Annotated in this window: 18 protein-coding genes; 5 read left to right on the top strand and 13 right to left on the bottom strand. The window is 38.9% G+C overall.

Going from position 1 to position 22,582, the window contains the following annotated elements; all coding sequences use genetic code 11:
* Positions 1–22 precede the first annotated feature (22 nt).
* Both I6F44_RS13670 and I6F44_RS13665 read right to left on the bottom strand, forming a co-directional pair.
* On the bottom strand, positions 23–655 hold the full coding sequence (locus I6F44_RS13670) for a sulfotransferase (RefSeq protein WP_165735145.1): 633 nt from the start codon (positions 653–655) through the stop codon (positions 23–25).
* Between the two features lie 14 nt (positions 656–669).
* Positions 670–1,041: an MAPEG family protein gene (locus tag I6F44_RS13665; protein ID WP_197173963.1), complete on the bottom strand. Its 372-nt coding sequence runs from the start codon at positions 1,039–1,041 to the stop codon at positions 670–672.
* Between the two features lie 153 nt (positions 1,042–1,194).
* On the opposite strand from I6F44_RS13665, the gene I6F44_RS13660 reads away from it, so the two are divergent.
* Positions 1,195–2,547, top strand: a complete 1,353-nt coding sequence (locus I6F44_RS13660; RefSeq protein ID WP_197173962.1) for a DUF2254 domain-containing protein — start codon at positions 1,195–1,197, stop codon at positions 2,545–2,547.
* Between the two features lie 2 nt (positions 2,548–2,549).
* On the opposite strand, the gene I6F44_RS13655 is transcribed toward I6F44_RS13660, so the two are convergent.
* The 3 genes from I6F44_RS13655 to ggt all read right to left on the bottom strand — a co-directional run bounded on the left by I6F44_RS13655 (position 2,550) and on the right by ggt (position 7,044).
* Positions 2,550–3,275: an SIMPL domain-containing protein gene (locus I6F44_RS13655; RefSeq protein ID WP_024598391.1), complete on the bottom strand. Its 726-nt coding sequence runs from the start codon at positions 3,273–3,275 to the stop codon at positions 2,550–2,552.
* A gap of 153 nt (positions 3,276–3,428) precedes the next feature.
* Complete coding sequence (locus I6F44_RS13650) at positions 3,429–5,123, bottom strand: NAD-dependent malic enzyme (RefSeq protein ID WP_170070897.1); 1,695 nt, start codon at positions 5,121–5,123, stop codon at positions 3,429–3,431.
* A 142-nt stretch (positions 5,124–5,265) separates the two neighbouring features.
* Complete coding sequence (ggt, locus tag I6F44_RS13645; protein ID WP_197173961.1) at positions 5,266–7,044, bottom strand: gamma-glutamyltransferase; 1,779 nt, start codon at positions 7,042–7,044, stop codon at positions 5,266–5,268.
* A 97-nt stretch (positions 7,045–7,141) separates the two neighbouring features.
* Here ggt and rrtA point away from each other — a divergent pair, with 97 nt between their 5' ends.
* Complete coding sequence (gene rrtA, locus I6F44_RS13640) at positions 7,142–7,738, top strand: rhombosortase (RefSeq protein WP_076925974.1); 597 nt, start codon at positions 7,142–7,144, stop codon at positions 7,736–7,738.
* An 89-nt stretch (positions 7,739–7,827) separates the two neighbouring features.
* Here the strand turns inward: rrtA and I6F44_RS13635 are convergent, their stop codons facing one another.
* The 5 genes from I6F44_RS13635 to I6F44_RS13615 all read right to left on the bottom strand — a co-directional run bounded on the left by I6F44_RS13635 (position 7,828) and on the right by I6F44_RS13615 (position 15,146).
* Positions 7,828–10,332 (bottom strand): S9 family peptidase, encoded by a 2,505-nt coding sequence (locus I6F44_RS13635; RefSeq protein WP_197173960.1) that lies wholly within the window; start codon positions 10,330–10,332, stop codon positions 7,828–7,830.
* Positions 10,333–10,464: 132 nt separating this feature from the next.
* Positions 10,465–11,640, bottom strand: a complete 1,176-nt coding sequence (locus I6F44_RS13630) for an endonuclease/exonuclease/phosphatase family protein (protein WP_197173959.1) — start codon at positions 11,638–11,640, stop codon at positions 10,465–10,467.
* Between the two features lie 122 nt (positions 11,641–11,762).
* Complete coding sequence (locus tag I6F44_RS13625; RefSeq protein WP_197173958.1) at positions 11,763–12,911, bottom strand: 5-(carboxyamino)imidazole ribonucleotide synthase; 1,149 nt, start codon at positions 12,909–12,911, stop codon at positions 11,763–11,765.
* 2 nt (positions 12,912–12,913) lie between these two features.
* Positions 12,914–13,396, bottom strand: coding sequence for a 5-(carboxyamino)imidazole ribonucleotide mutase (gene purE, locus I6F44_RS13620; protein WP_002962540.1), 483 nt, complete (start codon positions 13,394–13,396; stop codon positions 12,914–12,916).
* A gap of 160 nt (positions 13,397–13,556) precedes the next feature.
* Positions 13,557–15,146, bottom strand: a complete 1,590-nt coding sequence (locus I6F44_RS13615) for an ABC-F family ATPase (protein ID WP_076915491.1) — start codon at positions 15,144–15,146, stop codon at positions 13,557–13,559.
* Positions 15,147–15,784: 638 nt separating this feature from the next.
* Between I6F44_RS13615 and I6F44_RS13610 the strand changes: the two genes are divergently transcribed.
* A complete protein-coding gene (locus tag I6F44_RS13610) occupies positions 15,785–16,993 on the top strand; it encodes a porin (protein ID WP_197173957.1) in 1,209 nt (402 codons plus the stop codon).
* Between the two features lie 90 nt (positions 16,994–17,083).
* Here the strand turns inward: I6F44_RS13610 and I6F44_RS13605 are convergent, their stop codons facing one another.
* Positions 17,084–17,995 (bottom strand): LysR family transcriptional regulator, encoded by a 912-nt coding sequence (locus I6F44_RS13605; protein WP_197173956.1) that lies wholly within the window; start codon positions 17,993–17,995, stop codon positions 17,084–17,086.
* 108 nt (positions 17,996–18,103) lie between these two features.
* On the opposite strand from I6F44_RS13605, the gene I6F44_RS13600 reads away from it, so the two are divergent.
* Positions 18,104–19,276, top strand: a complete 1,173-nt coding sequence (locus I6F44_RS13600; RefSeq protein ID WP_197173955.1) for an MFS transporter — start codon at positions 18,104–18,106, stop codon at positions 19,274–19,276.
* 24 nt (positions 19,277–19,300) lie between these two features.
* A complete protein-coding gene (locus I6F44_RS13595) occupies positions 19,301–20,440 on the top strand; it encodes an MFS transporter (RefSeq protein WP_197173954.1) in 1,140 nt (379 codons plus the stop codon).
* A 521-nt stretch (positions 20,441–20,961) separates the two neighbouring features.
* On the opposite strand, the gene I6F44_RS13590 is transcribed toward I6F44_RS13595, so the two are convergent.
* Positions 20,962–21,843 carry an alpha/beta hydrolase gene (locus I6F44_RS13590; RefSeq protein ID WP_010552777.1) on the bottom strand — a complete coding sequence of 294 codons (882 nt, stop codon included), beginning with the start codon at positions 21,841–21,843 and terminating at the stop codon, positions 20,962–20,964.
* A gap of 30 nt (positions 21,844–21,873) precedes the next feature.
* Positions 21,874–22,485, bottom strand: coding sequence for a MarC family protein (locus I6F44_RS13585; RefSeq protein WP_024593948.1), 612 nt, complete (start codon positions 22,483–22,485; stop codon positions 21,874–21,876).
* Positions 22,486–22,582 lie beyond the last annotated feature (97 nt).

Below are 22,582 nucleotides of genomic sequence, written 5' to 3'. Positions count from 1 at the left end.
CGGGGATTTTAACGTATTTGATTTAAAAAATCTTGTAAGGCAGTAATTTATCTATCCGCCCTTTAGCCGTAGATTCAACTTTTAACGGGTGTTTAATATCGTTCCACGCGGTAACTTTGCCGCCCATATTCATTTTTTCAAAATCAGTTTTATCACTTTTTAACGCTAAAAAATTGCATAACTTTTTATAGCTATCAGGCTTTGCTATATCAATGGATAAAAAATCGTTGTCGCGGTTATTAAAATACGTTTGAGCATCATTAAAATGTTTTTTATAACAGTCTGCTAAGTAACTATCGTCGCTAATATTATTAAGCGAAAGCTCACTAAACGTATTTAAATAACAGCGTTTTATATGAATATTAAAGCCCCCGTCTGCACGGGTTAAATTAGTGTGCATACGCGTTAAAAGCTGTTTTATTGATACAAGCCATGCACCAGGTTCGCGCTCTAAATAAATAAACTTAGAGTCTGGGTAATGAATATCAAGCGCTTTAAAGTCATTAAATATGGGAGTGTCGGCAATCGCGTTAGCATTTTCAAAACAAGCATTAGTATACGCGGTATGCGCCGTTGTAATACCAAGCTCTAAAAATGCGTGGCACACACTAGTAGTGCCGGTACGCGGTAAACCTATTATAAATATTTTGCTCATTAACTTTTCTTTAATTAGCCACGTGTTACTAGCAATACAAAGGCGCTAACAATAATCACTAAAAATGTAGTAATAGTACCAATTTGGCGATATTTCAGGCTTTTTTCTACTATGCCTAAATTTTGAAACACACGCCCTACTAATAACGCACCACCTAATATATGACAGTAATGGCTAGCAAGCCCTTGGTACTCTGCCAAAAAAAGTAAAATTAAAGCAATTGGCACGTACTCCATAAAGTTAGCGTGGGCACGCACAGCACGTTGCAGCGTTGCGTTACCATTATCACCAAGTGATATCTGCTCCGCGCGGCGCACTTTTATTACGTTAAAGCTCAAATAAATGTAAAAGAATGCAAGTAATGCAGCATAAGTTGAAATGATCACGGCGTTTTCCTGTTATTTTTATCGCATAAGCATGCGCTTTATTATTGTGGGCGTGATAATAACATATAAATTTGAGCAGCATTATCAGAAGTTTAATAAATGCCTATGCTAAGCTAAGGGTATTAAGTTAGTAGAAAATCACATAAGGATTTTATGTTTGTACCTCGCAAAGTAGCCGACAGTTACCGTGAAATGATTAACAGTATTGGCTTTTACCCTTCTATGCTTTCAGTGGGCTTTTTAGTATTTGCCATTATAACTATGTCGGTTGAATATTTAGCCCCTATTGAGCAGCTGAAATCGTTTATATCGGTTGTACTTGTTGATAGCGCCGAAAACGCGCGTACTATTTTAAGCACTTTAGCGGGGAGTATTATTTCGCTTACTGTGTTTAGTTTTTCGATGGTAATGGTGGTTTTAAATTCGGCCAGTGCGAGTTTATCGCCCCGCGTAGTGCCTGGGCTTATTACGCGTAAATCACACCAAATGGTTTTGGGATTTTATTTAGGCAGCATAATTTACTCAATTATTATGCTTATAAATATTAATAAACTTGAAGGTGGCAGTACGGCTATTCCTTCAATTGGTGTACTGTTTGCACTTATTTTTGGCTTGATTTCATTAGGTTTATTTGTATTTTTTATACATTCAATCTCTCGCGCCATTCAGGTTGATAACGTATTAAATGGCTTGTTTAGCCAAACTAAAAACGAAATTAAAACAATAATACTAAGACAACAAGAGAACCCAGTTGAAGACTTTCCAGACTTTAGCAAGTGGCATTCGGTTAGCAGTAAAACGGAAGGGTATTATAAAGGCGTACATACCGATAAGCTGTGTGCCATTTTGGCAGAGCAAGATATAAAGGTTTATATCTCTGTTAACCAAGGCTATTTTACAGTTAAAGGCTATCCGTTTTTAAAGTGTAATAAAGACATATCAAACGATGAAGAGTTGATAAATAAAATTCTCGACTGCTTTATTTTTTATATAGAGGAGTACATTAGCGATCATTACCGTTATGGGTTAACGCAAATATCAGAAATTGCAGTTAAGGCAATGAGCCCGGGTATCAACGATCCCGGTACTGCGGTTAAATCAATTGATATGCTGAGTATTTTACTTATTCAACGACTTTCAATTAACGATATTAACTACTCGTTTAAGCACAGTGATAATGCCCCATTGTTATACCTTCATGAAACAAGCTTTGATGAGTTATTACACGACAACTTTACACCGCTGCGTAATTACGCCAAAGGCGATGCATACGTAATGACAAATGTGCTTGAGGCATTTAAAAATATTTTGTTTATTGCCCATAAAGATACCGATGCACGAAACAGTTTATTTAATTACTTAAATGCGATCGTTGATGACATAAATGAACATGTAACTAATGAATACGACAGACGCGAAGTGACTAATATGCTTAACTCAATAGCGCGCATTAGCCAAGAGCAAGGTGAGAAGTTGGTGGCACGTTTTGAGCACCACCAAAAATAAATTTAATCTATGTAGTACACGGCATAGCTTGAAGCCGTTACTTTAATCTCTCCAGCATGGTAGGCATCAGGTACATAGTTACTTGGTGCGCTATCAGCCATCATTACTTTTTCTGCGCGCATATAAGGCTGCGACTGCACATTGAGTGGACTCAGTGATGCGCTGTACAATCCTTTTAAATCCACGCCATAATCTTCACTAAACTCTTTTGCTGCATCCCGTGCATCTTTAATTGCTAACTTTTGCGCTTTTTTGTGCAGCTCGTTGTAGTTACTTGCTAAAAATTGCGTTTGATTAATTTCGTTAATACCGTTGTTAACTAAGCTTTGTAGTAATTCAGGGTATTTATTTATATCGCTAAGTTTTACAGTTAATGTACGAGAAACCTTAAAGCCTTTAAATTCTTGATTACCGGTAGTGCGGTTATATTGGCTATCACGGTTTATTGAGATTTGCCCGGCGTTTATATCTCCCTCTTTAACACCAATTTCTTTTACGAGCTTAATTGCTTTAGCGATGGTTAAGTCGGTTTTATTTTTAGCAGCAATTAAGTCTTTATCAACTTCGGTAATACCTACGCTAAGCTGCACGTAATCTGGCATTGTGGTAAGAGTAGCTTCGCCTTTAACATAAATATGAGGAGCATCGGGAGTCGCTGCCGCGAGTGCATCAAAACTAAGTACGTTAAAAGCCAGTGCACTACCTAAAACGAGTGTCAGTGTTTTCATTAAGTCGATCCTTTAATTTTGTAAATGCTATTAAAGACCTTACGTGGTTAATTAAATATGAACAAGCACAAAAAAACAGGCAATTGCCTGTTTTTTGTTAATGGCTGTAACTTAACGTACAGCTTCATTTACTTTAAATTACGGGTACCGTTATTAAACACTACAACGTTTATAGTTACGGTATTTTGGTAACCAGTAATTTTTGTCGATTGCTGCCCATAACGCATCATCAGTAATCTCAAGAGCAACGCCCTCTTCGATTGCTTTTTTAGCAATGGCAAATGCAATACGCTTACTTAGCGTTTCAATTTCCGTAAGGGCTGGTAATAAACTACCTTTACCTGTGTTTGCACGTGGCGACGACTCTGCAAGCATTTCGCTAGACACACTTAACATTGCATCTGTAATGCGTGTCGCTTTAGCGGCAATAACCCCTAAACCAATACCCGGGAAAATATAGCTATTGTTACATTGTGGGATTGGAAAAATTTCACCGTTGTGTTCTACCGGATCAAATGGGCTACCTGTTGCAACAAGTGCTTTACCGTCAGTCCACTTAATCACATCAGCAGGATGCGCTTCTACCTGCTTAGATGGATTACTTAATGGGAAAATAATTGGCTGTTCACAACCGGCGTGCATTGCTCGAATAGCTTGCTCAGTAAACAAACCTGGTTGACCTGAAACACCAATTAAAATGTCTGGTTGTGCACAGTGCATAACATCAAGAAGTGATGCGTATTCACCGCTGTAAGTCCAATCACTTACTGAACCTTGAGGTTGTGCAAGTGCTTGTTGGAAATCGCGTAAGCCTTCCATACCCTCTGTAAGTAGGCCAAAACGGTCAACCATAAATACTTGGCTACGCGCTTGAGCTTCACTAATACCTTCAAAAACCATTTGGCTAATAATTTGCTCAGCAATACCACAACCAGCAGAGCCTGCACCCACAAAAACTACTTTTTGTTGGCTAAGGGTTGAATTTTTAACGCGACACGCTGCAAGTAAAGAACCTACCGTTACAGCCGCAGTACCTTGAATGTCATCGTTAAAGCTACAAATTTCATTGCGGTAGCGCTTAAGTAACGGCATTGCATTTGGTTGTGCAAAATCTTCAAACTGAAGTAACACATTTGGCCAGCGACGTTTAACCGCTTTAATGAATAAATCTAAAAACTCATCGTATTCGTCTTGGGCAATACGCTTATGGCGTGCACCCATGTACATAGGATCGTTTAAAAGCTTTTCGTTATTAGTACCCACATCAAGCATTACAGGTAATGTGTATGCTGGGCTTATACCACCACACGCAGTGTAAAGTGACAATTTACCAATTGGGATACCCATGCCGCCAATACCTTGATCGCCAAGGCCTAAAATACGCTCGCCATCGGTTACAACAATAACTTTTACTTTACCTTTGGTAGCGTTGCGTAAAATGTCGTCAATTTGGTATCTGTCTTCATACGAAATAAATAAGCCACGCGCGCTGCGATAAATGTCTGAGAATTTTTCACAAGCATCCCCAACTGTAGGCGTGTAAATGATTGGCATCATTTCTTCAAGATGATCCCGCACTAAACGGTAGTAAAGTGTTTCGTTGTTATCTTGAATCGCACGTAAGTAAATATGCTTATTAAGGTTGTCGGTAAAGCTAGAATATTGCTGATAACAACGCTCAACTTGCTCTTCAATTGTTTCAAAGCGAGGAGGAAGTAAACCAGCAAGATTGAAATTTTCGCGTTCTTTTTTACTAAAGGCACTGCCTTTATTTAATAGCGGTGTTTCAATTAGGCCAGGGCCAGAATGATGAATATATAAGTAGTTAGGATCAGTATTAGTTGTCATATTTCCAGGCTTTAACGGAGTCTTAAGTTATGATCTGTCATTATCAGTGTTAAAGGTTTAATTGCAACGACAATTAAGCTAGTCAGACCATTGAGAGAAAATACATGCGGGCTTCACTGCTCGCATGCATATTATACATAATTTAAAATTGTATAGTGGCGTTATTATCAGTTAAATCAGATAACGCAACACCTTCACGGCGCGGATCAGCTCCACCGTAAAGTTTGTCATTTTTAACTTCAACTGCGTGTAAGCCCGAGTTTAAGTCAATAATACGTACATTGTGGCCGCGTTTAGTAAGTTCAGGCGCAATGGCTTCAATGGCTGTGCCTTTTTCAAGGCTGGTGTAATCGTTACGATTTGTTGTACGTGGTAAGTTAATAGCGTCTTGCGCTGATAAATTCCAGTCAATAACACCCACAACAACTTGTGCAACGTAATCTATGATACGACTACCGCCAGGTGAGCCTACAATTAAACGTAAGCTGCCATCTTTATTAAATACCATTACCGGTGACATAGAGCTACGCGGGCGTTTACCAGCCTCTACACGGTTTGCTACTAGCTTGCCGTTTTTACGTGGCGATAACGAAAAGTCAGTTAGTTGGTTATTTAAAATAAAGCCATTAACCATAACCGTGGAGCCAAACGCCATTTCAATTGAACTAGTCATCGAAACTGCATTACCTTTACTATCTACAATAGAGACATGAGAAGTAGAAGGTAACTCGTATGAATCATCCATTGCATAACTTAGGTACCCTACTGGATTACCGGCTACGGCTTTTTGGTCTGTTTCGGTAATTAATTTAGCGCGTGATGCAATGTAATCTTTGTTTAATAGCTCTTTTGTAGGTACTTGCGTGAAATCGGGATCGCCCATGTACATATCGCGATCGGCAAATGCAATACGCGAAGCTTGGCTAAAGTAATGAATCGCCTTTTCGCCATTTGGTTTAAGTGCGCTCATATCTTTATGCTCAAGTAGGCCAAGCATTTGTAGCACAGCTACACCGCCACTACTTGGTGGCGCCATAGAACACACGTTATAAGCACGGTATTGTATACATACCGCTTCGCGTTCTTTACTTTTGTAATCTGCTAAATCTTGCACACTTAATTTACCAGGGGCTATTTTAGAGTGCTGTACAGCATTAACCATTTGTTTAGCGTTTTCGCCTTTGTAAAATGCATCAATGCCCTGCTTTGCAATGTCTTTGTATAAATCAGCAAGCGGTTGATTCTTTTTAACACTACCTACTTCAATTAACTTACCATTCGGGTAAAAGTATTCGTTAATAATCGGCATACTCAACACGCCTGGGTTTAACTGGCGTGCTAATAAGCCATGTAAACGCGGTGAAATTACAAAGCCTTGCTCTGCAAGTTCAATAGCCGGTTTAAAAAGCGCTTCCCACGGCAATGTACCGTATTGTTTATGCGCGCTTGCAAAGGCATGTAAAATACCAGGCACACCAACAGAGCGTCCGCCTACTACGGCTTCAATCCATTTAACGGCTTTGCCGTGCTTATCTAAAAACAGTGTTTCGTCTGCATTTGCAGGTGCTGTTTCGCGGCCATCAAAACTAGTCAATTTATTGTTAGCTTTGTTGTAATACATCATAAATGTACCACCGCCAATACCTGACGATTGCGGTTCAACTAAAGTAAGCACTAGTTGAGTAGCAATCGCAGCATCTACGGCACTGCCACCTTGGGCTAAAATTCGTTGACCGGCTCTTGAGGCATATGGATTTGCCGCAGCAACCATGTATTTATTACCCTGCACTACTTCTTTATGGATTAATCCGGTAGCGGCTTCAGGTTCGCGAGTTTCAATTTGAGTTGCTTGCTGTGCAAATGAAGGCAGCGATACTGCGCACAGTCCAATGGCAAATAATGAGTTAAGTTTAAAATGCATAAAAATACTAAAAACACTTAATTACGTAGTTGTATTTGGCATCTTAAAGTTAAACGGGCACAATATGCAAAAATTTTGACTAAAAAAATATAATAAAATGCTTAATTTACCTATTCAACCTCGTTATATATTACCGCCTATTATTCTGCTGCTTTTTAGTACCATTTTTGCTGCATTTGATTTAAATAATTTACTTGAATTTAACCGAAGTCTAATTGATGAAGGTGAACTATGGCGAATCTTTTCAAGCCAATTTGTTCATGCTAATTGGGCTCATTTGGGATTAAATGCCAGTGGTGTTTTATTAATATGGCTTTTACATGGCGAATACACATCACCTACTCGCTACGCTTTTAATACAACTGCGCTAGCACTGTGGTGCGGACTCGGCGTGTATTGGTTTTGCCCAAGCATACATATTTATACCGGATTAAGTGCCCTACTACATGGTGTAATTATTTGGGGTGCGGTTAAAGATATAACTGTAGGGCTCAAATCGGGTTATTTATTATTCATAGGCGTATGGATTAAAATAGGGTTTGAACAATTTAGCGGCCCTAATGCTGATATAGGAAAGCTTATTAACTCCACTGTAGCTATTGATGCACATTTAATTGGTGTTATTGGCGGGACTCTGCTTGCCATACCATTGGCTATAGAGCTCTTTAAAAAGAACTTTAAAAAGCAAAAATAAAGTTAGATTTTGTTCAATCCAATAAAAATGCCGCATTAGTTAACTAAACTAATGCGGCATTTTTGTTTTTATACTTTAAGAGTTAAAGATTAAAGTGTTTCTTTAAATAACTTATGAATACGGCGGTATTCGTCTAACCAGCTTGAAGGCTGTACAAAACCATGTGGTTCAACAGGAAATATAGCTGTTTCAAAGTTTTGTTTTTCAAGCTCTATCAAGCGCTGCACTAAACGCACTGAATCTTGAAAAAATACGTTATCGTCAACCATTGGTGAGTTAATTAATAAACGCTTGTTTAAACCCTCAGCATAATAAATTGGCGAGCTGCGCTCATACGCAATCGGGTCAACATCAGGGTGGTTTAATATATTAGCCGTATAACCTGTGTTGTAATGCGCCCAATCGGTAACAGGTCTAAGTGCCGCACCCGATTGAAATAACTCAGGCGCGGTAAACAATGCCATAAAGGTCATAAAACCGCCGTAAGAGCCACCATAAGTGCCTACGGCTTTGGTATCAACGTTGGCATTTTGCGCCATCCATTTAACGCCATCGGCTAAATCTTGTGTTTCAGGCGTGCCCATTTGACGATAAATCGCAGTACGCCAATCACGCCCGTAACCTTTAGATGCGCGGTAATCCATATCCATTACTATGTAACCTTCATCAGCGAGCAATGAATGGAACATAAATTCACGAAAATAAACCGAAAACCCCATGTGTGAATTTTGTAAGTAACCTGCGCCGTGGTTAAAAATAACCGCTTTACGGTTTTTGCCTACTTCACCCTCAACGTAATCTGCTGGATAATATACTTTTGCATATATTGGTTGATCAGTATGGCTCGATGGTACGGCAACAATTTTAGGGGCTGTTAGCTTTTTAGCTAAAAACTCATCCGACACAGTATGCGTTAAGCGCGTTGCTTTTGTATTTGCTTTGGCATCTGCTACGTAAAGCTCATTAGGCATAGTAATTGTAGAGTGCTTAAGGAGTAACTTATTTTCATCTGGGCTTAACGTGTAGTCAGTCATGCCATTTAAGTCAGTTACTTGCTCGCTATTACCTGTTTGCGGGTTAACGCGGTAAATTTCGTAAAGCCCTGGATGCTCAACATTCGCTTTGTAATAAATTGCGCTGTCGTCGCTGGTAAGCGTTAAGTTAGAAACCTCAAATTGGCCTTGTGTTAGTGCGGTTGCACTACCATTTACAGGCTTTTTATAAAGCTGGCTGTAACCTGACTCTTCCGATAGGTAATAAAGCGTGTTTGAGTTATGTAACCACCCAAAGTCGTTAAATGCGTAAGCAATCCATGCATCGTCATGCAGGCGATGTTGCGACACAAGTTTGTTGTTTTTAAAATCAACGGTAGCAAGCCAACGGTCTTTGTTGTCCCATGCTTCAAGCATGACAGCTACTTGCGAGCCGTCATCGCTCCATACTATTGGGCTTTGCTCAAAACCCCAGTCCATAATAAGGTTAATGCCACGAGGCGCCTTTTTAGACTTATATGTTTTACCTTTGCGTGCATAATTTTCTTTTTTAACTGCGGCTAAAACATCTTCATCAAAGCCCGGTAAGGTATTAAAGCTAAGTGATGTTTGCTCTTTGTTAGTTAAATTGATGTACACAAGCTTTGAGGTTTCTTCTTTAGCATCGGCTACACGGCGGCGTGCTTTTTTAGGTTCTATAGTGGCGTCATTTGTAATGTAGTTAGGCATAATATCGCCATCACCGCGCCAATCTGTTTGCTTTTGTACAACGACTAACAGCGCATCACCATTTGGCGAAAGCTGTGCTTCTGCAACTTTATTACCATCACCTAAGTAGTAAGCCGTGTTAGCAATTGAATTGTTTTGTTCATTAATTTGCTCATTACGTGCTTGCTTATCTTTTTTATTTTTTTGTTGAAGCGCCACAAACTTAATCAATTTATGCTGCTCTTTAGCAATATACGTGCTTGGCTCTTCAATCCCTTTTGGCTCATCAGCAAGTTTTAAGTTAGCAAGCTCGCTCGTTAAGCCTGTTTTTAAATCAACTTTAAAAAATACATTGCCTTGGCGGTAAACTAAATCGCCATTATTTAAAAATTGTGGTTTAGATTCGCTTGCTGATGTCGCTGTAATTTGTTTAAGTTCACCGGTTTTTAGGTTTTTAACAAACACATTGCCTTTAAACGTGTAGGCCGCCATTGTTTTATTTTTTGAATAAACAGCTTTATTTGAACCCACAGTATGAAGTTTATTAAGTGCTACCTGCTCTGCTGTTTGGCTAGTAACCGATTGGCTAAATAAATCGCGTAGTGTATTACCTTGCTCTTTTTGAGCATAAATAATAGTAGCCGAATCGCTAGCCCAATAAGCGCTCTCTGGCTGATTGCCCATCCAATCGGGATCGGCCATTGCTTGTTCTAGCGTTATTTTTTGTGAGCCGATATCTGCTGGCGTGTTTACAACCGCAGCAACCGATGTTGCTGGTAAAGCACTTTGCTGTGTTGATGAGGTGTTAGCGGTCGCGCTACAACCTGCAAGCATGACACTTGAGGCAACAGCTAAGGCCACTAACGTTTTAGATGAAGAAAAATTAAAAATCATAGTGCTTCTATACGGTTATTATAATTAAGCCGTATTTAAGCAGAAGCACTCAAGTTATTGCAATTTTTTAAGATAAATAGCCATTAAACAGGGTAAAGCTCAGTTTACTAGCGCATCCCCTGTTAATAGGCGTTATTCAACTATTAAATCAAGCCACACCAGTCGATGATCGCTCGATGCGTTTCTGTCTTTAATTAAACGATATTCATTGCTCGTTTTAGTTGGCCAAAACACACCACCGTCTTTAACTTTTAAGCCGTAGTTTGACGGTAAAACGTAATCAACACGCGCTTGCCAATTAGCACTGTAATTTTGTGCATAAGGCACAGCATACTGCTCTTTAGCGCCCTCACTTTTTGGAACAAAGTGAGCGTTTATCAATGGGTTTTTAAGTAGTTGGTCGGTGGTATTTGTGCGGGCTTTATCGCCCTCTGGTGCGGCATTTAAATCGCCTAAAATAACAAACCGAGAGTAAGTTTTTAAACCGCCCTTTTCGCCTTTATCATCGTAAATATACTTAGCGTTTGAAACGTAATCGGCAATTAACCTTACTTCATCGTGGTTACGTTTGCCGTTTCTATCCTCTTCACCGTCAAATACAGGGGGTGTTGGGTGAGATGCAATAACATGAATGGTTTTATCATTTACGTTAATAGGTAAATCCCAAAACGATTTAGAGCTAAGTCTAAGTGCTTGCCATTCTTGTACGTTATACCAGTTTTCGCCTGTTTTAGGCATTACGGGCATTTGTGCATTTGGCATGTCTTTATATTTAAAGGTTTGAAGGGTTCTTACTTTATCAAAATCGATTGGGTATTTTGACAAAATAGCCATACCGTAATGGCCTTCAAAAAAACCAAAACCTTGTGCATCGCCCATCACGCCATTTTTCTTGCCATCGTTATCTAAATCAAACTCGGTAGCTAGGCCTGTATTTACAGGGGCAATATAAGAGTAAGGGTAATTAATAGCGGCTTGTTTTTGCTGACCTACATTTAAATAATGCTTATTAAAGTATTCAATTCCCTGCTCTTTTGGGATGTAATCAAATTCGTTAAGTAAAATAATGTCAGGGCGAACACGTTGAATAATTTCCGCTATATTCTTAATTTGCTGGTGGTTTGCTTTAAGTGCATTAACTAAAGCATCACTTTTAACTTGCTCACCTTTAGGTGTGTGATTAGTTGCATCCATACTTACATTAAAAGTAGCAACACGAAGAGAGTCTGATGCAAATGCACTGTTACTAAAAAAAGGACTAAAAGAAGCGGCAACAAGTAGTGCGCTATAAATTGCTTTAAGTTTCATTAAATAATTTCACTGTAAAATTTTAGACTCAATCATTATTTCACAATCTAGGTAACCTTGCGCTTTTTTTAAGTACAAAAAAATGCCGAGCAAGCTCGGCATTTAATAAAACGGTTAGCCATTTAATGAAGGATTAAATTTGCCGCCGCTTTTAAAATACCAGGGTAGTCTTGCTCAGGTAAATATTCAGTAAGCTCACCTAATTTATCTACTAGGTCGTTCATGCTAGTGGCCGATACGTTTATATGGCCCATTTTACGACCTGGTTTTGCAGTTTTACCGTACCAATGGCTAGTCACATCTGCATATTTAAGTACGTCAGCTGGAATATTAGGTTGCCCTAGTACGTTTATCATCGCGGTAATGTGTTTAAGCTCTGTATTGCCAAGCGGCAAACCTGCAACAGCACGCATGTGGTTTTCAAACTGTGAGCAATGGCAGCCTTGTTGCGTCCAGTGGCCTGAGTTATGTACACGCGGTGCAATTTCGTTAACGAGTAACGTGCCTTGTACATCAAAAAACTCAATTGCTAATACGCCAACGTAGTTAAGCTCGTTTGCTATTTTTGTAAATGCATCGTTTGCTTGCGCTTCAACGCAGTGATTATTTTTACCGGCAATAGAAAGCGTTAACACACCATTTGTGTGCTCGTTTTCTGTTAGCGGATAAATAGCAACATTACCGTGTTTATCGCGCGCACCAATAATAGATACTTCACGATCAAACGGGATCATTTTTTCAGCAATAATTGTATGTGGCGCAAGCTCGGTGCCCGATGCAATAAAATCAGACATTTGTGACCAAATTTCGTCTATTTGACTATCCGATTTTAAACGCCATTGGCCTTTTCCATCGTAACCCGCTTGGCATGTTTTAATAACAAGTGGCTTTCCTAGGGTTTTAACTGCGTGTTCAAGATGCGCTTTTTCAGTAATTAATTGATACGGCGCACAAGTTACGTTTGTTTTATCAAGCAATGCTTTTTCAAGCGAGCGATCGCCACCGGTTTTAATAGCGGCTTTCCCTGGGTAAAACTTATTGCTGTTACAGCAAAGTGTTAGTACGTCATCAGGAATGTGCTCAAACTCTGCAGTAATTGCATCAGCGTTTAATATTGCTTGCTCAAGTGACGTGCTATAAACCTCACCAGTTAGCGGATGCTTAATTTGCTTGCTGCCTACATCGTATGCAACCACGTTTAAATTAAGCGGCGCGCCTGCAAGGCTCATCATACGTGCAAGTTGCCCTGCACCTAATATTAAAATATTCATTATTACTCTGCAGGGTTTGGATTAGCTAATATAGTGTCGGTTTGAGCTTTACGAAACGCTTCAATTTTTGCAAAAATTTCTGGATTTTGACACCCTAAAATTTGTGCGGCTAGTAAACCTGCGTTTGCTGCGCCCGGCTCACCAATTGCAAGTGTGCCCACTGCAACGCCTTTAGGCATTTGGCAAATAGATAAAAGTGAATCAACACCATTTAATGCTTTTGATTTTACAGGCACGCCCAGTACAGGAAGTGACGTAAAAGCAGCTGCCATGCCAGGTAAATGCGCAGCGCCGCCAGCGCCAGCAATAATAACTTTAATACCACGTTCTGCGGCTGAACTTGCGTAATCAGCAAGTAATTGAGGAGTGCGGTGTGCAGACACGACTTTAGTTTCGTACTTAATGCCAAAATGCTCTAGCATAAGTGCTGCATGTTCCATGGTTGGCCAATCTGATTTAGAACCCATAATAATGCCAACAGTCATAAATACTCCTCAGTAATATATTTTTAAAATAGCGGACTTATGTCCTGTTTAAGCCGGGTATTATACCCAAAGCCATATTAATTGCGACTAATACAAAGCTACAAAAACAAAAAAGCCATGTTTAAACATGGCTTTTTAGGGTTAACGGGTAAATAGCTAATTAAGCTTCTTTACTCGCTAGGTATTCTGCGTAGTTGCCTCTAAAGTCAATGATTTTACCATCTTTAACTTCCCAAATACGGGTAGCTACCGATGATACAAATTGACGATCGTGCGATACAAACATTAATGTACCTTCGTAGGCTTCAAGTGCTAAGTTAAGCGCTTCAATAGATTCCATATCCATGTGGTTGGTTGGCTCATCCATTAGCAATATGTTTGGTTTATGCATCATAATTTTACCAAACAGCATGCGGCCTTGCTCACCACCTGAAATTACTTTAACTGACTTCTTAATATCGTTTTGAGAGAACAGCATACGACCTAAGAAGCTGCGAACCACTTGCTCGTCGTCGCCTTCTTGTTGCCATTGTTCCATCCACTGAAACAAGTTCATGTCGGTTGCAAATTCATCTGCGTGATCTTGCGCGTAGTAACCAATATTCGCATTTTCTGAGAACTTAAACTCACCGGCTTTAGGTGCTAAGCGCCCTGCCAATGTATTAAGTAATGTTGTTTTACCAACACCGTTTTCACCAATAATAGCAATACGTTCGCCAACTTCTACTAAACCTTCAAGTCCAGAAAACAACGTGTTGTCGTCAAAACCTTGCGTTAAGTTATTCATTTCAAGCGCGTTTCTGAATAACTGCTTTTCTTGGTCGAAACGAATAAACGGTGTTTGACGTGAAGACGCTTTAACTTCGTCTAACTGAATTTTGTCGATACGTTTAGCGCGCGATGTTGCTTGCTTAGCTTTAGATGCGTTAGCAGAGAAACGTGATACAAACTGTTGAAGTTCAGCAATTTGGTTTTTCTTCTTCGCGTTTTCGCTAAGTAGCTGCTCACGTGCTTGCGTTGCTGCAAACATGTATTCGTCGTAGTTACCTGAGTAAATACGTAGCTCACCGTAGTCAATATCGGCCATGTGAGTACACACAGAGTTTAAAAAGTGACGGTCATGCGAGATGATTATCATGGTACAGTCGCGTTGGTTTAACACGTCTTCTAACCACTTGATGGTGTAAATATCCAAGTTATTGGTAGGCTCATCAAGTAGCATTATATCTGGGTCTGAAAACAACACCTGTGCAAGTAGCACTCGTAGTTTAAAACCAGGTGCAATTTCTGACATTGGGCCAAAGTGTTGGTCTGTGCCAATACCTACGCCTAATAGAAGCTCGCCTGCTTTAGATTCAGCAGAGTAACCATCCATTTCAGCAAACTCAGTTTCAAGATCGGCTACTTTCATACCGTCGTCTTCACTCATTTCTGGTAAAGAGTAAATACGGTCGCGTTCTTGTTTTATTTTCCACAGCTCTTTGTGACCCATGATCACAGTATCAATTACTGAGTATTCTTCGTAGGCAAACTGGTCTTGGTTTAGTTTAGCAACACGTTCATTTGGATCAGTACTTACATTACCTGAAGACGCTTCGAGCTCACCACTTAGAATCTTCATAAATGTTGATTTACCACAACCATTTGCACCGATTAAACCGTAACGGTTTCCGTCGCCAAATTTTGCTGAGATATTTTCAAATAATGGTTTAGCACCAAATTGCATGGTGACATTAGCTGTACTAATAATAGCGCTACCCTCCAAAGGAGTAATGATGTATTTAAATTGCGCGCAGTTTAAACCAAAATGGCCTGTTTTTCTATGAAAGTTTAAAGGCAAACTAACGCGTTTTAGCCATTTATTAGCACTGTATAGTGGGTAACTCAAATAACAGATTAAATTAAATGGTTTTGTAAATTTTTATTCAGCTTACACAAGTAAAAATTCATCAATATATTCACTTTAATACGTCTAGGGAGTTTAGAATTACGTATACTGAATTAGAGTAAAAACACTTTTAACGTGTTTGTGTGTTTACTTAACTCATTTTTGTACACGCAGTAACAATAAAAAGTTATATTTATGAAAATAAAGCACTTTTAGAGCTTTTGCACTAGTCGCTATTTTTTAACCAAGATGAAATTAATTCAAATTAGAATTTTTACACACCACCTATTACCAATCCTTTTTACCTACAAAACAACTAAAAAAACAAACCTCAGCAACACCTGAAAAACAAAATTAACCTCAAGTGAATGTCAATTAAGTTTGCCGTTCAATTTTGTTGATTTTTTTTCACTTTTTAGCCGTTTATTGCTTTGTTAATCTTCGAACCTGAATTTTTACCTACGTAAAAACACTGAAATTTACACAGGGCAACACACAAGATGAGCAAAAAATTAGCGACACTGATTAGCGCAAGTATTGTATTAGCACCCGCTGTTTCAGCGGTAGAGTTATACAAAGATGATAAAAACACTCTAAAAGTAGGTGGATATCTTGATGTGCGTGTAATTAACACACAAAACGAAACCGAAGTTGTTAACGGTACTTCGCGCATTAATTTTGGCTTTACCCGAAAGCTCAAGAAAGATTGGACTGCCCTTGCACTCGTAGAATGGGGTGTAAACCCTGTAGGCAGTAGCGATATAATTTATAACAATCGTTTTGAGTCAATTCAGGACGAGTTTTTGTATAACCGTTTAGGTTACGCAGGCCTTTCACATGAAAAGTATGGTCAACTTACCATTGGTAAACAATGGGGTGCATGGTACGACGTAGTTTATGGCACAAATAATAGCTTTGTATGGGATGGTAATGCAGCTGGCGTTTACACCTATAACAAAGACGATGGCGCTGTAAATGGCACTGGCCGTGGTGATAAGTTAGTGCAGTACCGCAATAGCTATAACGATTTTAGTTTTGCAGTACAAGCGCAGCTTAAAAACAGCGAATTTTATACCTGTGACGTAAGCGATATTTCAGAAGAAGAATGCGAAACGCTATGGAACTCTGGCGATAGTGCAGCCCAAGAAGTTGAATTTAACTACACATTTGGTGCATCTGTAACATATACCCCTACAGATATGCTCACGCTTACAGCGGGCATTAACCGTGGCGAGTTTGATTTAACGTTTGGCGATGGTTCTACTCGCAATGTTGAAGATTTAATTTACGGTGCAGGCATTATGTGGGGCAACATTGATAAGCCCGGCCTTTACGTTGCTGCCAACATAAATAAAAACAAAAACCACGACACAGATAATATTGGTCGCTTAATTAAAGACGCAATAGGTATAGAAACATTTGCATCATACCGTTTTGATAACGACTTTCGCCCTTTTATTGCCTACAACGTGTTTGATGCCGGCGATGATTACGTAATTCAGCCAAACTTTAACGCCGATCCTGACGATGTATTTAAGCGTCAGTTTGCTGTTATTGGCCTTCATTACCTAATTGACGAAGCCACTATTGCCTACATAGAAGCGCGTAAGGACTTTAGTGACTTCGAAAGTGATAACGACGATCAACAAGCACAAATGGAGCAGTCGGAAGACGACGGTATAGCATTTGGTTTTAGATATAAGTTCTAAATATAAGCTCTAAATATAAGTTTAAAAACGACTACAACTTCCCTAAGCACAACCCTTTTAGCCCTTTTAACTTTTTTAACTGGGCTTTTTTTATTCCGCCATACTTTTTTCAATACTCAATTTTGCATTTAAGGCTATTTCAACAAATGCATTAACAGCCGCATTGGTATCTGCTTTTTTAATTTGTAATAGCACCGGGATTTGCGTGAGTACGTCGCTCAGTTTTATAAAATAGCACCCTTCACTATATAATTTACGTACGCAATAAGGCGCAATTGCCACACCAAGGCCAGCAGCCACTTCAGTAACTAATGTTTGCATATGCCTAGGTTGGCTAATAATGTTCGGTGAAAAATGAGCTTGTTTGCATTGCAAAATGGTTTCATCAAAAAGACCAAGTGCTTCCTCTCTATTAAAAATAATAAAGGGTTCATTTTTTAGCTTAGCTAAATCAATATTTTTATAATTTGCCAGCGCATGGTTTTGATTAACGATGGCCACCAATGAATCTACATAAATAGTATGACTTACAAATTCATCATTAATTGAATCAGGTAAAGGCCGTGAAAAACCCACATCAATTAAATCGTTTTTAAACGCATGTATTTGCTCAGTTGCAGTCATTTCAAACAATGTAACGTGCACGCTTGGGTATTGCTGTTTATATTCTCGAACCAGTGCTGCCATAAAGGTTAAACATGCCGAGCTTAAGTGCGCAATATTAAGTGTACCTACCTGCCCGTTGTGGGCACGTTTAACCTGAGTTTTAGCTTTGTCAGCTAGAGCCAAAATAGCGCGTGCATCTTTTAATAGCTGCTCACCCGCTTGAGTTATTGCAACATCGCGTGAATTTCTTATAAACAGCACAACATCAAGCTCGCTTTCGAGCTGTGCAATATGCCTACTTATTGCAGGTTGCACGGTGTGTAGCTCTTTGGCCGCTTCTGAAAAACTCTGATGCTTAGCCACGCTGACAAAACTTTTTAATGTTTTAATATCCATTACGCACCTTAAATACATTATTTGCATAGATTCTATAAAATAATATCATTTTTGTTATAGGTAAAGAACTCATACCATAGCTATATGAGTTAACAACACAAGACAGCTATGACCAAACCCAAACAAAATCAGTCATTAAGTCGATTTATTTTATTACTAATGACCACTGCAATTGCAGCAACAGCAGCAAACTTGTACTACAACCAGCCTATTTTACCGCTTATAGCGAACGAATTTAATTTAACTGATTCGCAGCTTGGGAGTATTCCCGCGCTTACACAAATTGGTTACGCGTTTGCGTTATTATTTATTTCTCCTTTGGGTGACTCGATTGCTCGCAGGCATTTAATTACTATTTTGTCGAGCTTATTAGTAGTGGCTTGTAGTGCAGCAATGCTTGCACCTAACTTACCTTTATTACTTATATCGGTATTTTTAATTGGTGTAAGCGCCAATATAACCCAGCAATTAATACCCTTTGCAGCATCGCTTGTATCGAGCGAGCAAAAAGGTGCCACGTTAGGCACATTAATGATGGGTTTAACCATCGGTATTTTGCTTTCAAGAACGTTAAGTGGGTTTGTAGGTGAGCAATTTGGTTGGCGAAGTGTATTTTTAATGTCGGCAGTACTCGCAGCATTATTTGGTATATTACTGCGCGTGTTTTTACCTGGCAATAAGCCACACACTAATTTGCGTTACTGGCCTCTCATTAAAAGTACGTTGGCGTTGTTTATTAAACATAAATCACTGCAGCACTTTACACTTTCGGGCGCATTTTGGTTTGCATCATTTAACGTGCTTTGGGCAACACTTGCAATTTATGTAAGTAACGAGCCATTTAACTACAACGCTCAACAAGCCGGTTTATTTGGTGTAATAGCATTGGCTGGCGTAATTGGGGCTAAGTCATCGGGTAAATGGGTCAGCAAACTGGGATCTAAAGCTCTAATTATGATTGCACTTACGCTTGCGGCAATCGGCTTTGCTATTACAGGTTTGTTTAATGGCAGTTTAGCGTCGTTAGTTATTGGCATTATTCTAATCGACTTTGCCATATTTAGTGCGCAAGTGGCTAACCAAGTGCGTGTTTTTAGTATTGACCCCACTGCGCAAAGTCGCATAAATGGAATTTACATGCTGGGTTATTACATTGGAGGCGCTGTTGGCTCAATGGTTGGTGTTAAAGCATTTGCACTTTATCAATGGCCTGGCGTTGTTGCTGTAAGCATTATATTTATTTTGCTAAGTGGCATTTTTAATTCATTTGCTAAAAAGTAATCGCTTAAAACTTAAGGAGTAAAAATGGGTATGTTAAAAACAGCGGGTAGCTTTACATTACTGTGTATCGCCAGCTTAACTATTATGGTGGGAACCCTACTTGCGCCAGGTTTAGTAAGTATTTCACAAGGATTAGGTATAACCGATAACACTGTACTTTTAATTACGTTGCCATCGTTAGGCGCTGTGGTTTTTGCGCCGCTAGCAGGAAAATTAATAGATAAATACGGAGCTTATAAACTTTTAGTAATTGGGTTATTTTTATATGGGGTTGCAGGTGCCAGTGCTTACTTTTTAAAAGGCCCAACGCTTGTATTTGCTAATCGATTTTTACTCGGCGGTATAACTGCTGTGGTAATGGCAAGTTGTACGGTTTTAATTTCTGCTTGGTACACAGGCGAAGCACGCCTTGGCATGATTGCAAAACAAGGCATGGCGATAGAGTTAGGCGGTGTTATATTTTTATTTTTAGGCGGATTATTAGCGTCGCAATTTTGGGCGCTGCCATTTTCACTTTATTTAATAGCGTGGGTATTTTTGGCCATGCTTTTATTGTTTGTGCCAAGTAAAAACTCACTGGCTAGTAATAGCGATGAAGTGTCAGAACATCTACACCACAAAGCTAATAATGGTCTCTCGTTAAAAAGCGTTTATGTAATTTCAACACTCGCGATGACCATATTTTTTACGTCTACTGTGTTACTACCCATTACAATGAACGAAGAAAACTTTAACGAATCACAAATAGGCCAACTACTCGCATTTATATCTTTAGTGGCTGTAGTTACCGCAGGCTTTATGCCTAAAATAACAAAGAAGCTTGGTGAGCCCAAGGTTTTGGCATTTGCCTTTTTAGCGTTTAGTTTATCGTATATTTGTTTTACACAAGTAAGCACTCTACTTTTAATTTTAGGCGCAATATTAATAGGTATAGGATTTGGTTTTAGTATCCCGCTTTTAAACCATATGACGGTAGAGCTCAGTGATGTGAAAGTACGCGGCCGTAACTTATCGTACTTTACGATGGCTGTATTCTCGGGTCAGTTTTTTACCTCATTTATGCAGTACATACCTGGTGGTGAGAAAAACGTATTTATAATTTGTGGCGTTTCAGCATTTATAATTGCACTGGTATTGTTTTTTAAACCGACCAAAGCAAAGTAGTAGTAACTTAAAAAAGAGCATTTTTATAAATGCTCTTTTTTATCTAAACCTCCCGCTTTATTATTTGCACTACCTTACTGATTACTTTTTTTCTAATTTAACTCTATTGCTAAGTTTAGCGTTATAGCAACATTTAGTATGATGTGTTCTTTTGCTATAAAGCCACCAGCTAATCTATATTAATTGCATTAAGAGTGTAAAAAGATGGTGAAACTATATTGAAATTGCAAAGTACTTACACTGATTATTGCTGATCACAAAGGCGTAAGGCTGATTAAAAGCAGTAACAAATAGATGTGTATATGCTCATAGGTACTGACTGTATTCTAACTCAATAGTTAAACACTGTATATAAAAACAGTGCGTGTATTTCCTGTCAAAAATAACTTAAACCAACTTCCCTTTGTAAGTCGTTAATAATATTAAACTAAGTAAAGTACTATAAAGCTGATTGAGCATTCTAAATACACAAAATAGTGGTAACTGTATATGCATACAGTTACCACTTAAACCTATCTAACCTACTTTTTAATAAACGCACTATAACCAGCTAATGCCTTTGATACACTAAGTGGTGGATTATCTGAATGCTCAGCACCTTCGTTTATAGCGCTTTGCCACGCAAGGTTATTATTAGGATTTGCTTTTAAAGCTGACTCTAAATTATTAAACGCTTTTAACATTAACGGATGCTCTGCTCCACCCACCGAAAGATATAAATAAGTAGGCGCCTTAACTTTGTTAGCTTGGGTAGTTAAAAACGCTTCTACATTATTAACCACTGTCATGTCGTCATACCAAGCCGCTGGGCTAAATGCAAAGTAGCCATTAAACAGTTCAGGCCTTGTATGCAGTGTATAAAGTACAAAGCTGCCACCGGCCGAAAAACCACTTAATACACGGTTATTACTAAGCTTATATTTTGCCGATAAATACGGGAATAACTCAGTTTCAATAAACGCTAAAAACTTGTCGGCTTCACCATTAGGCTCTATAAGTGTTTCGCCCTCTGGGCGCGCTTGTGTATTTACATCTTGGCGAGCATAAGGAGGCACTAAATCGCGATTACGTGTATCTGTAAAAAACAAATTAGGAATAGACACCAATATAGCCTTATCCCCTTTTTCGCTCTTAGCTTGTTTTGTAAGTGCTTTGTCCCATGTATCTAAATTAAAGTTACCATCGGTTTTAATAATTAACGGATACGCTTTTTTAGGATTGTAATTAGCGGGTAATCTTATAAACACTTTGCGCGACTCATTAAGCACACTTGAGTTAATTGTTACATCTGTATAGGCCGATACATAATGGTTGTAATAACGTATGGCTAAAATACCTATAGCAAAAATGACTACGGCTAAACTTAAATTAATAAAATAGTGTTTTGTTATTTTTATTGCCATGCGGCATTCCTTTAAATGTTTAGGAGTTATTTAATCGAGCTTAACCCATTGTTTTATTTCAAGCGCGGTCATAATAAGCTCAACCGAAAACGCGGCTAAAATCATCCCCATCACACGCGTTAAAATAGACGCGCCGCCAGTACCAATAAGCTTAATTATTTTACCCGAAAGCAGCAACAGTATTAGTGTAATACCCAACACACCAAGTGTAACAAGCGCTGTGCCTATTTGTGTGGTAATTGGGTGTATGTGGTTGTCGGTAAGTAGTATCACCGCCAAAATAGCGCCAGGGGTTGCAGTTGCTGGTATAGCTAGCGGAAACACTGCTATATCGTGATCGGGATCTTGTTTAGCTTTGTTAGAATCGTTTCCAAATATCATTTGCAGGCCAAACAAAAACAATATAATTCCGCCTCCTAACTGAAACGACACCAACCTAATTCCCATCGCATTAAGTATTAGCTGTCCAATTAATATAGAACCCAATAGTACGCAACCAGCATAAAGCACCGTTTTAAAGGCTGTTTTACGACGTTGTTGATCTGTTAAATGAGAAGTAAGCGCAGCAAACAGCGCCATAGTGCCTATTGGGTCAATGGTAGCCCAAATAACAAGCGCATCTTGAGATAGTTTTTCTAGCATATAAAATCCTTGTTAAGCGTAAATATTTAATAAAACACGGGTAACAAATTCATTTGCTTACGCTTAACTATAATAGAAAGCCGTTATTTTTTGTATT

It is taken from the genome of Pseudoalteromonas sp. NZS11_1 (assembly GCF_015864275.1).
Classification (GTDB): Bacteria; Pseudomonadota; Gammaproteobacteria; order Enterobacterales; family Alteromonadaceae; genus Pseudoalteromonas; species Pseudoalteromonas arctica.
Note: the sequence above shows the minus strand (reverse complement) of the source record. Positions and strands in the feature narration are given on the sequence as shown.

What these genes read in the sequence shown, in the direction of transcription:
- I6F44_RS13635 (WP_197173960.1), bottom strand. Translation starts at nt 10,332, where the DNA reads ATGATTTTTAATTTTTCTTCATCTAAAACGTTAGTGGCCTTAGCTGTT.
- purE (WP_002962540.1), bottom strand. Translation starts at nt 13,396, where the DNA reads ATGACTGTTGGCATTATTATGGGTTCTAAATCAGATTGGCCAACCATG.
- I6F44_RS13610 (WP_197173957.1), top strand. Translation starts at nt 15,785, where the DNA reads ATGAGCAAAAAATTAGCGACACTGATTAGCGCAAGTATTGTATTAGCA.
- ggt (WP_197173961.1), bottom strand. Translation starts at nt 7,044, where the DNA reads ATGCATTTTAAACTTAACTCATTATTTGCCATTGGACTGTGCGCAGTA.
- I6F44_RS13655 (WP_024598391.1), bottom strand. Translation starts at nt 3,275, where the DNA reads ATGAAAACACTGACACTCGTTTTAGGTAGTGCACTGGCTTTTAACGTA.
- I6F44_RS13590 (WP_010552777.1), bottom strand. Translation starts at nt 21,843, where the DNA reads ATGGCAATAAAAATAACAAAACACTATTTTATTAATTTAAGTTTAGCC.
- rrtA (WP_076925974.1), top strand. Translation starts at nt 7,142, where the DNA reads ATGCTTAATTTACCTATTCAACCTCGTTATATATTACCGCCTATTATT.
- I6F44_RS13595 (WP_197173954.1), top strand. Translation starts at nt 19,301, where the DNA reads ATGGGTATGTTAAAAACAGCGGGTAGCTTTACATTACTGTGTATCGCC.
- I6F44_RS13605 (WP_197173956.1), bottom strand. Translation starts at nt 17,995, where the DNA reads ATGGATATTAAAACATTAAAAAGTTTTGTCAGCGTGGCTAAGCATCAG.
- I6F44_RS13625 (WP_197173958.1), bottom strand. Translation starts at nt 12,911, where the DNA reads ATGAATATTTTAATATTAGGTGCAGGGCAACTTGCACGTATGATGAGC.
- I6F44_RS13630 (WP_197173959.1), bottom strand. Translation starts at nt 11,640, where the DNA reads ATGAAACTTAAAGCAATTTATAGCGCACTACTTGTTGCCGCTTCTTTT.
- I6F44_RS13660 (WP_197173962.1), top strand. Translation starts at nt 1,195, where the DNA reads ATGTTTGTACCTCGCAAAGTAGCCGACAGTTACCGTGAAATGATTAAC.
- I6F44_RS13670 (WP_165735145.1), bottom strand. Translation starts at nt 655, where the DNA reads ATGAGCAAAATATTTATAATAGGTTTACCGCGTACCGGCACTACTAGT.
- I6F44_RS13650 (WP_170070897.1), bottom strand. Translation starts at nt 5,123, where the DNA reads ATGACAACTAATACTGATCCTAACTACTTATATATTCATCATTCTGGC.
- I6F44_RS13600 (WP_197173955.1), top strand. Translation starts at nt 18,104, where the DNA reads ATGACCAAACCCAAACAAAATCAGTCATTAAGTCGATTTATTTTATTA.
- I6F44_RS13585 (WP_024593948.1), bottom strand. Translation starts at nt 22,485, where the DNA reads ATGCTAGAAAAACTATCTCAAGATGCGCTTGTTATTTGGGCTACCATT.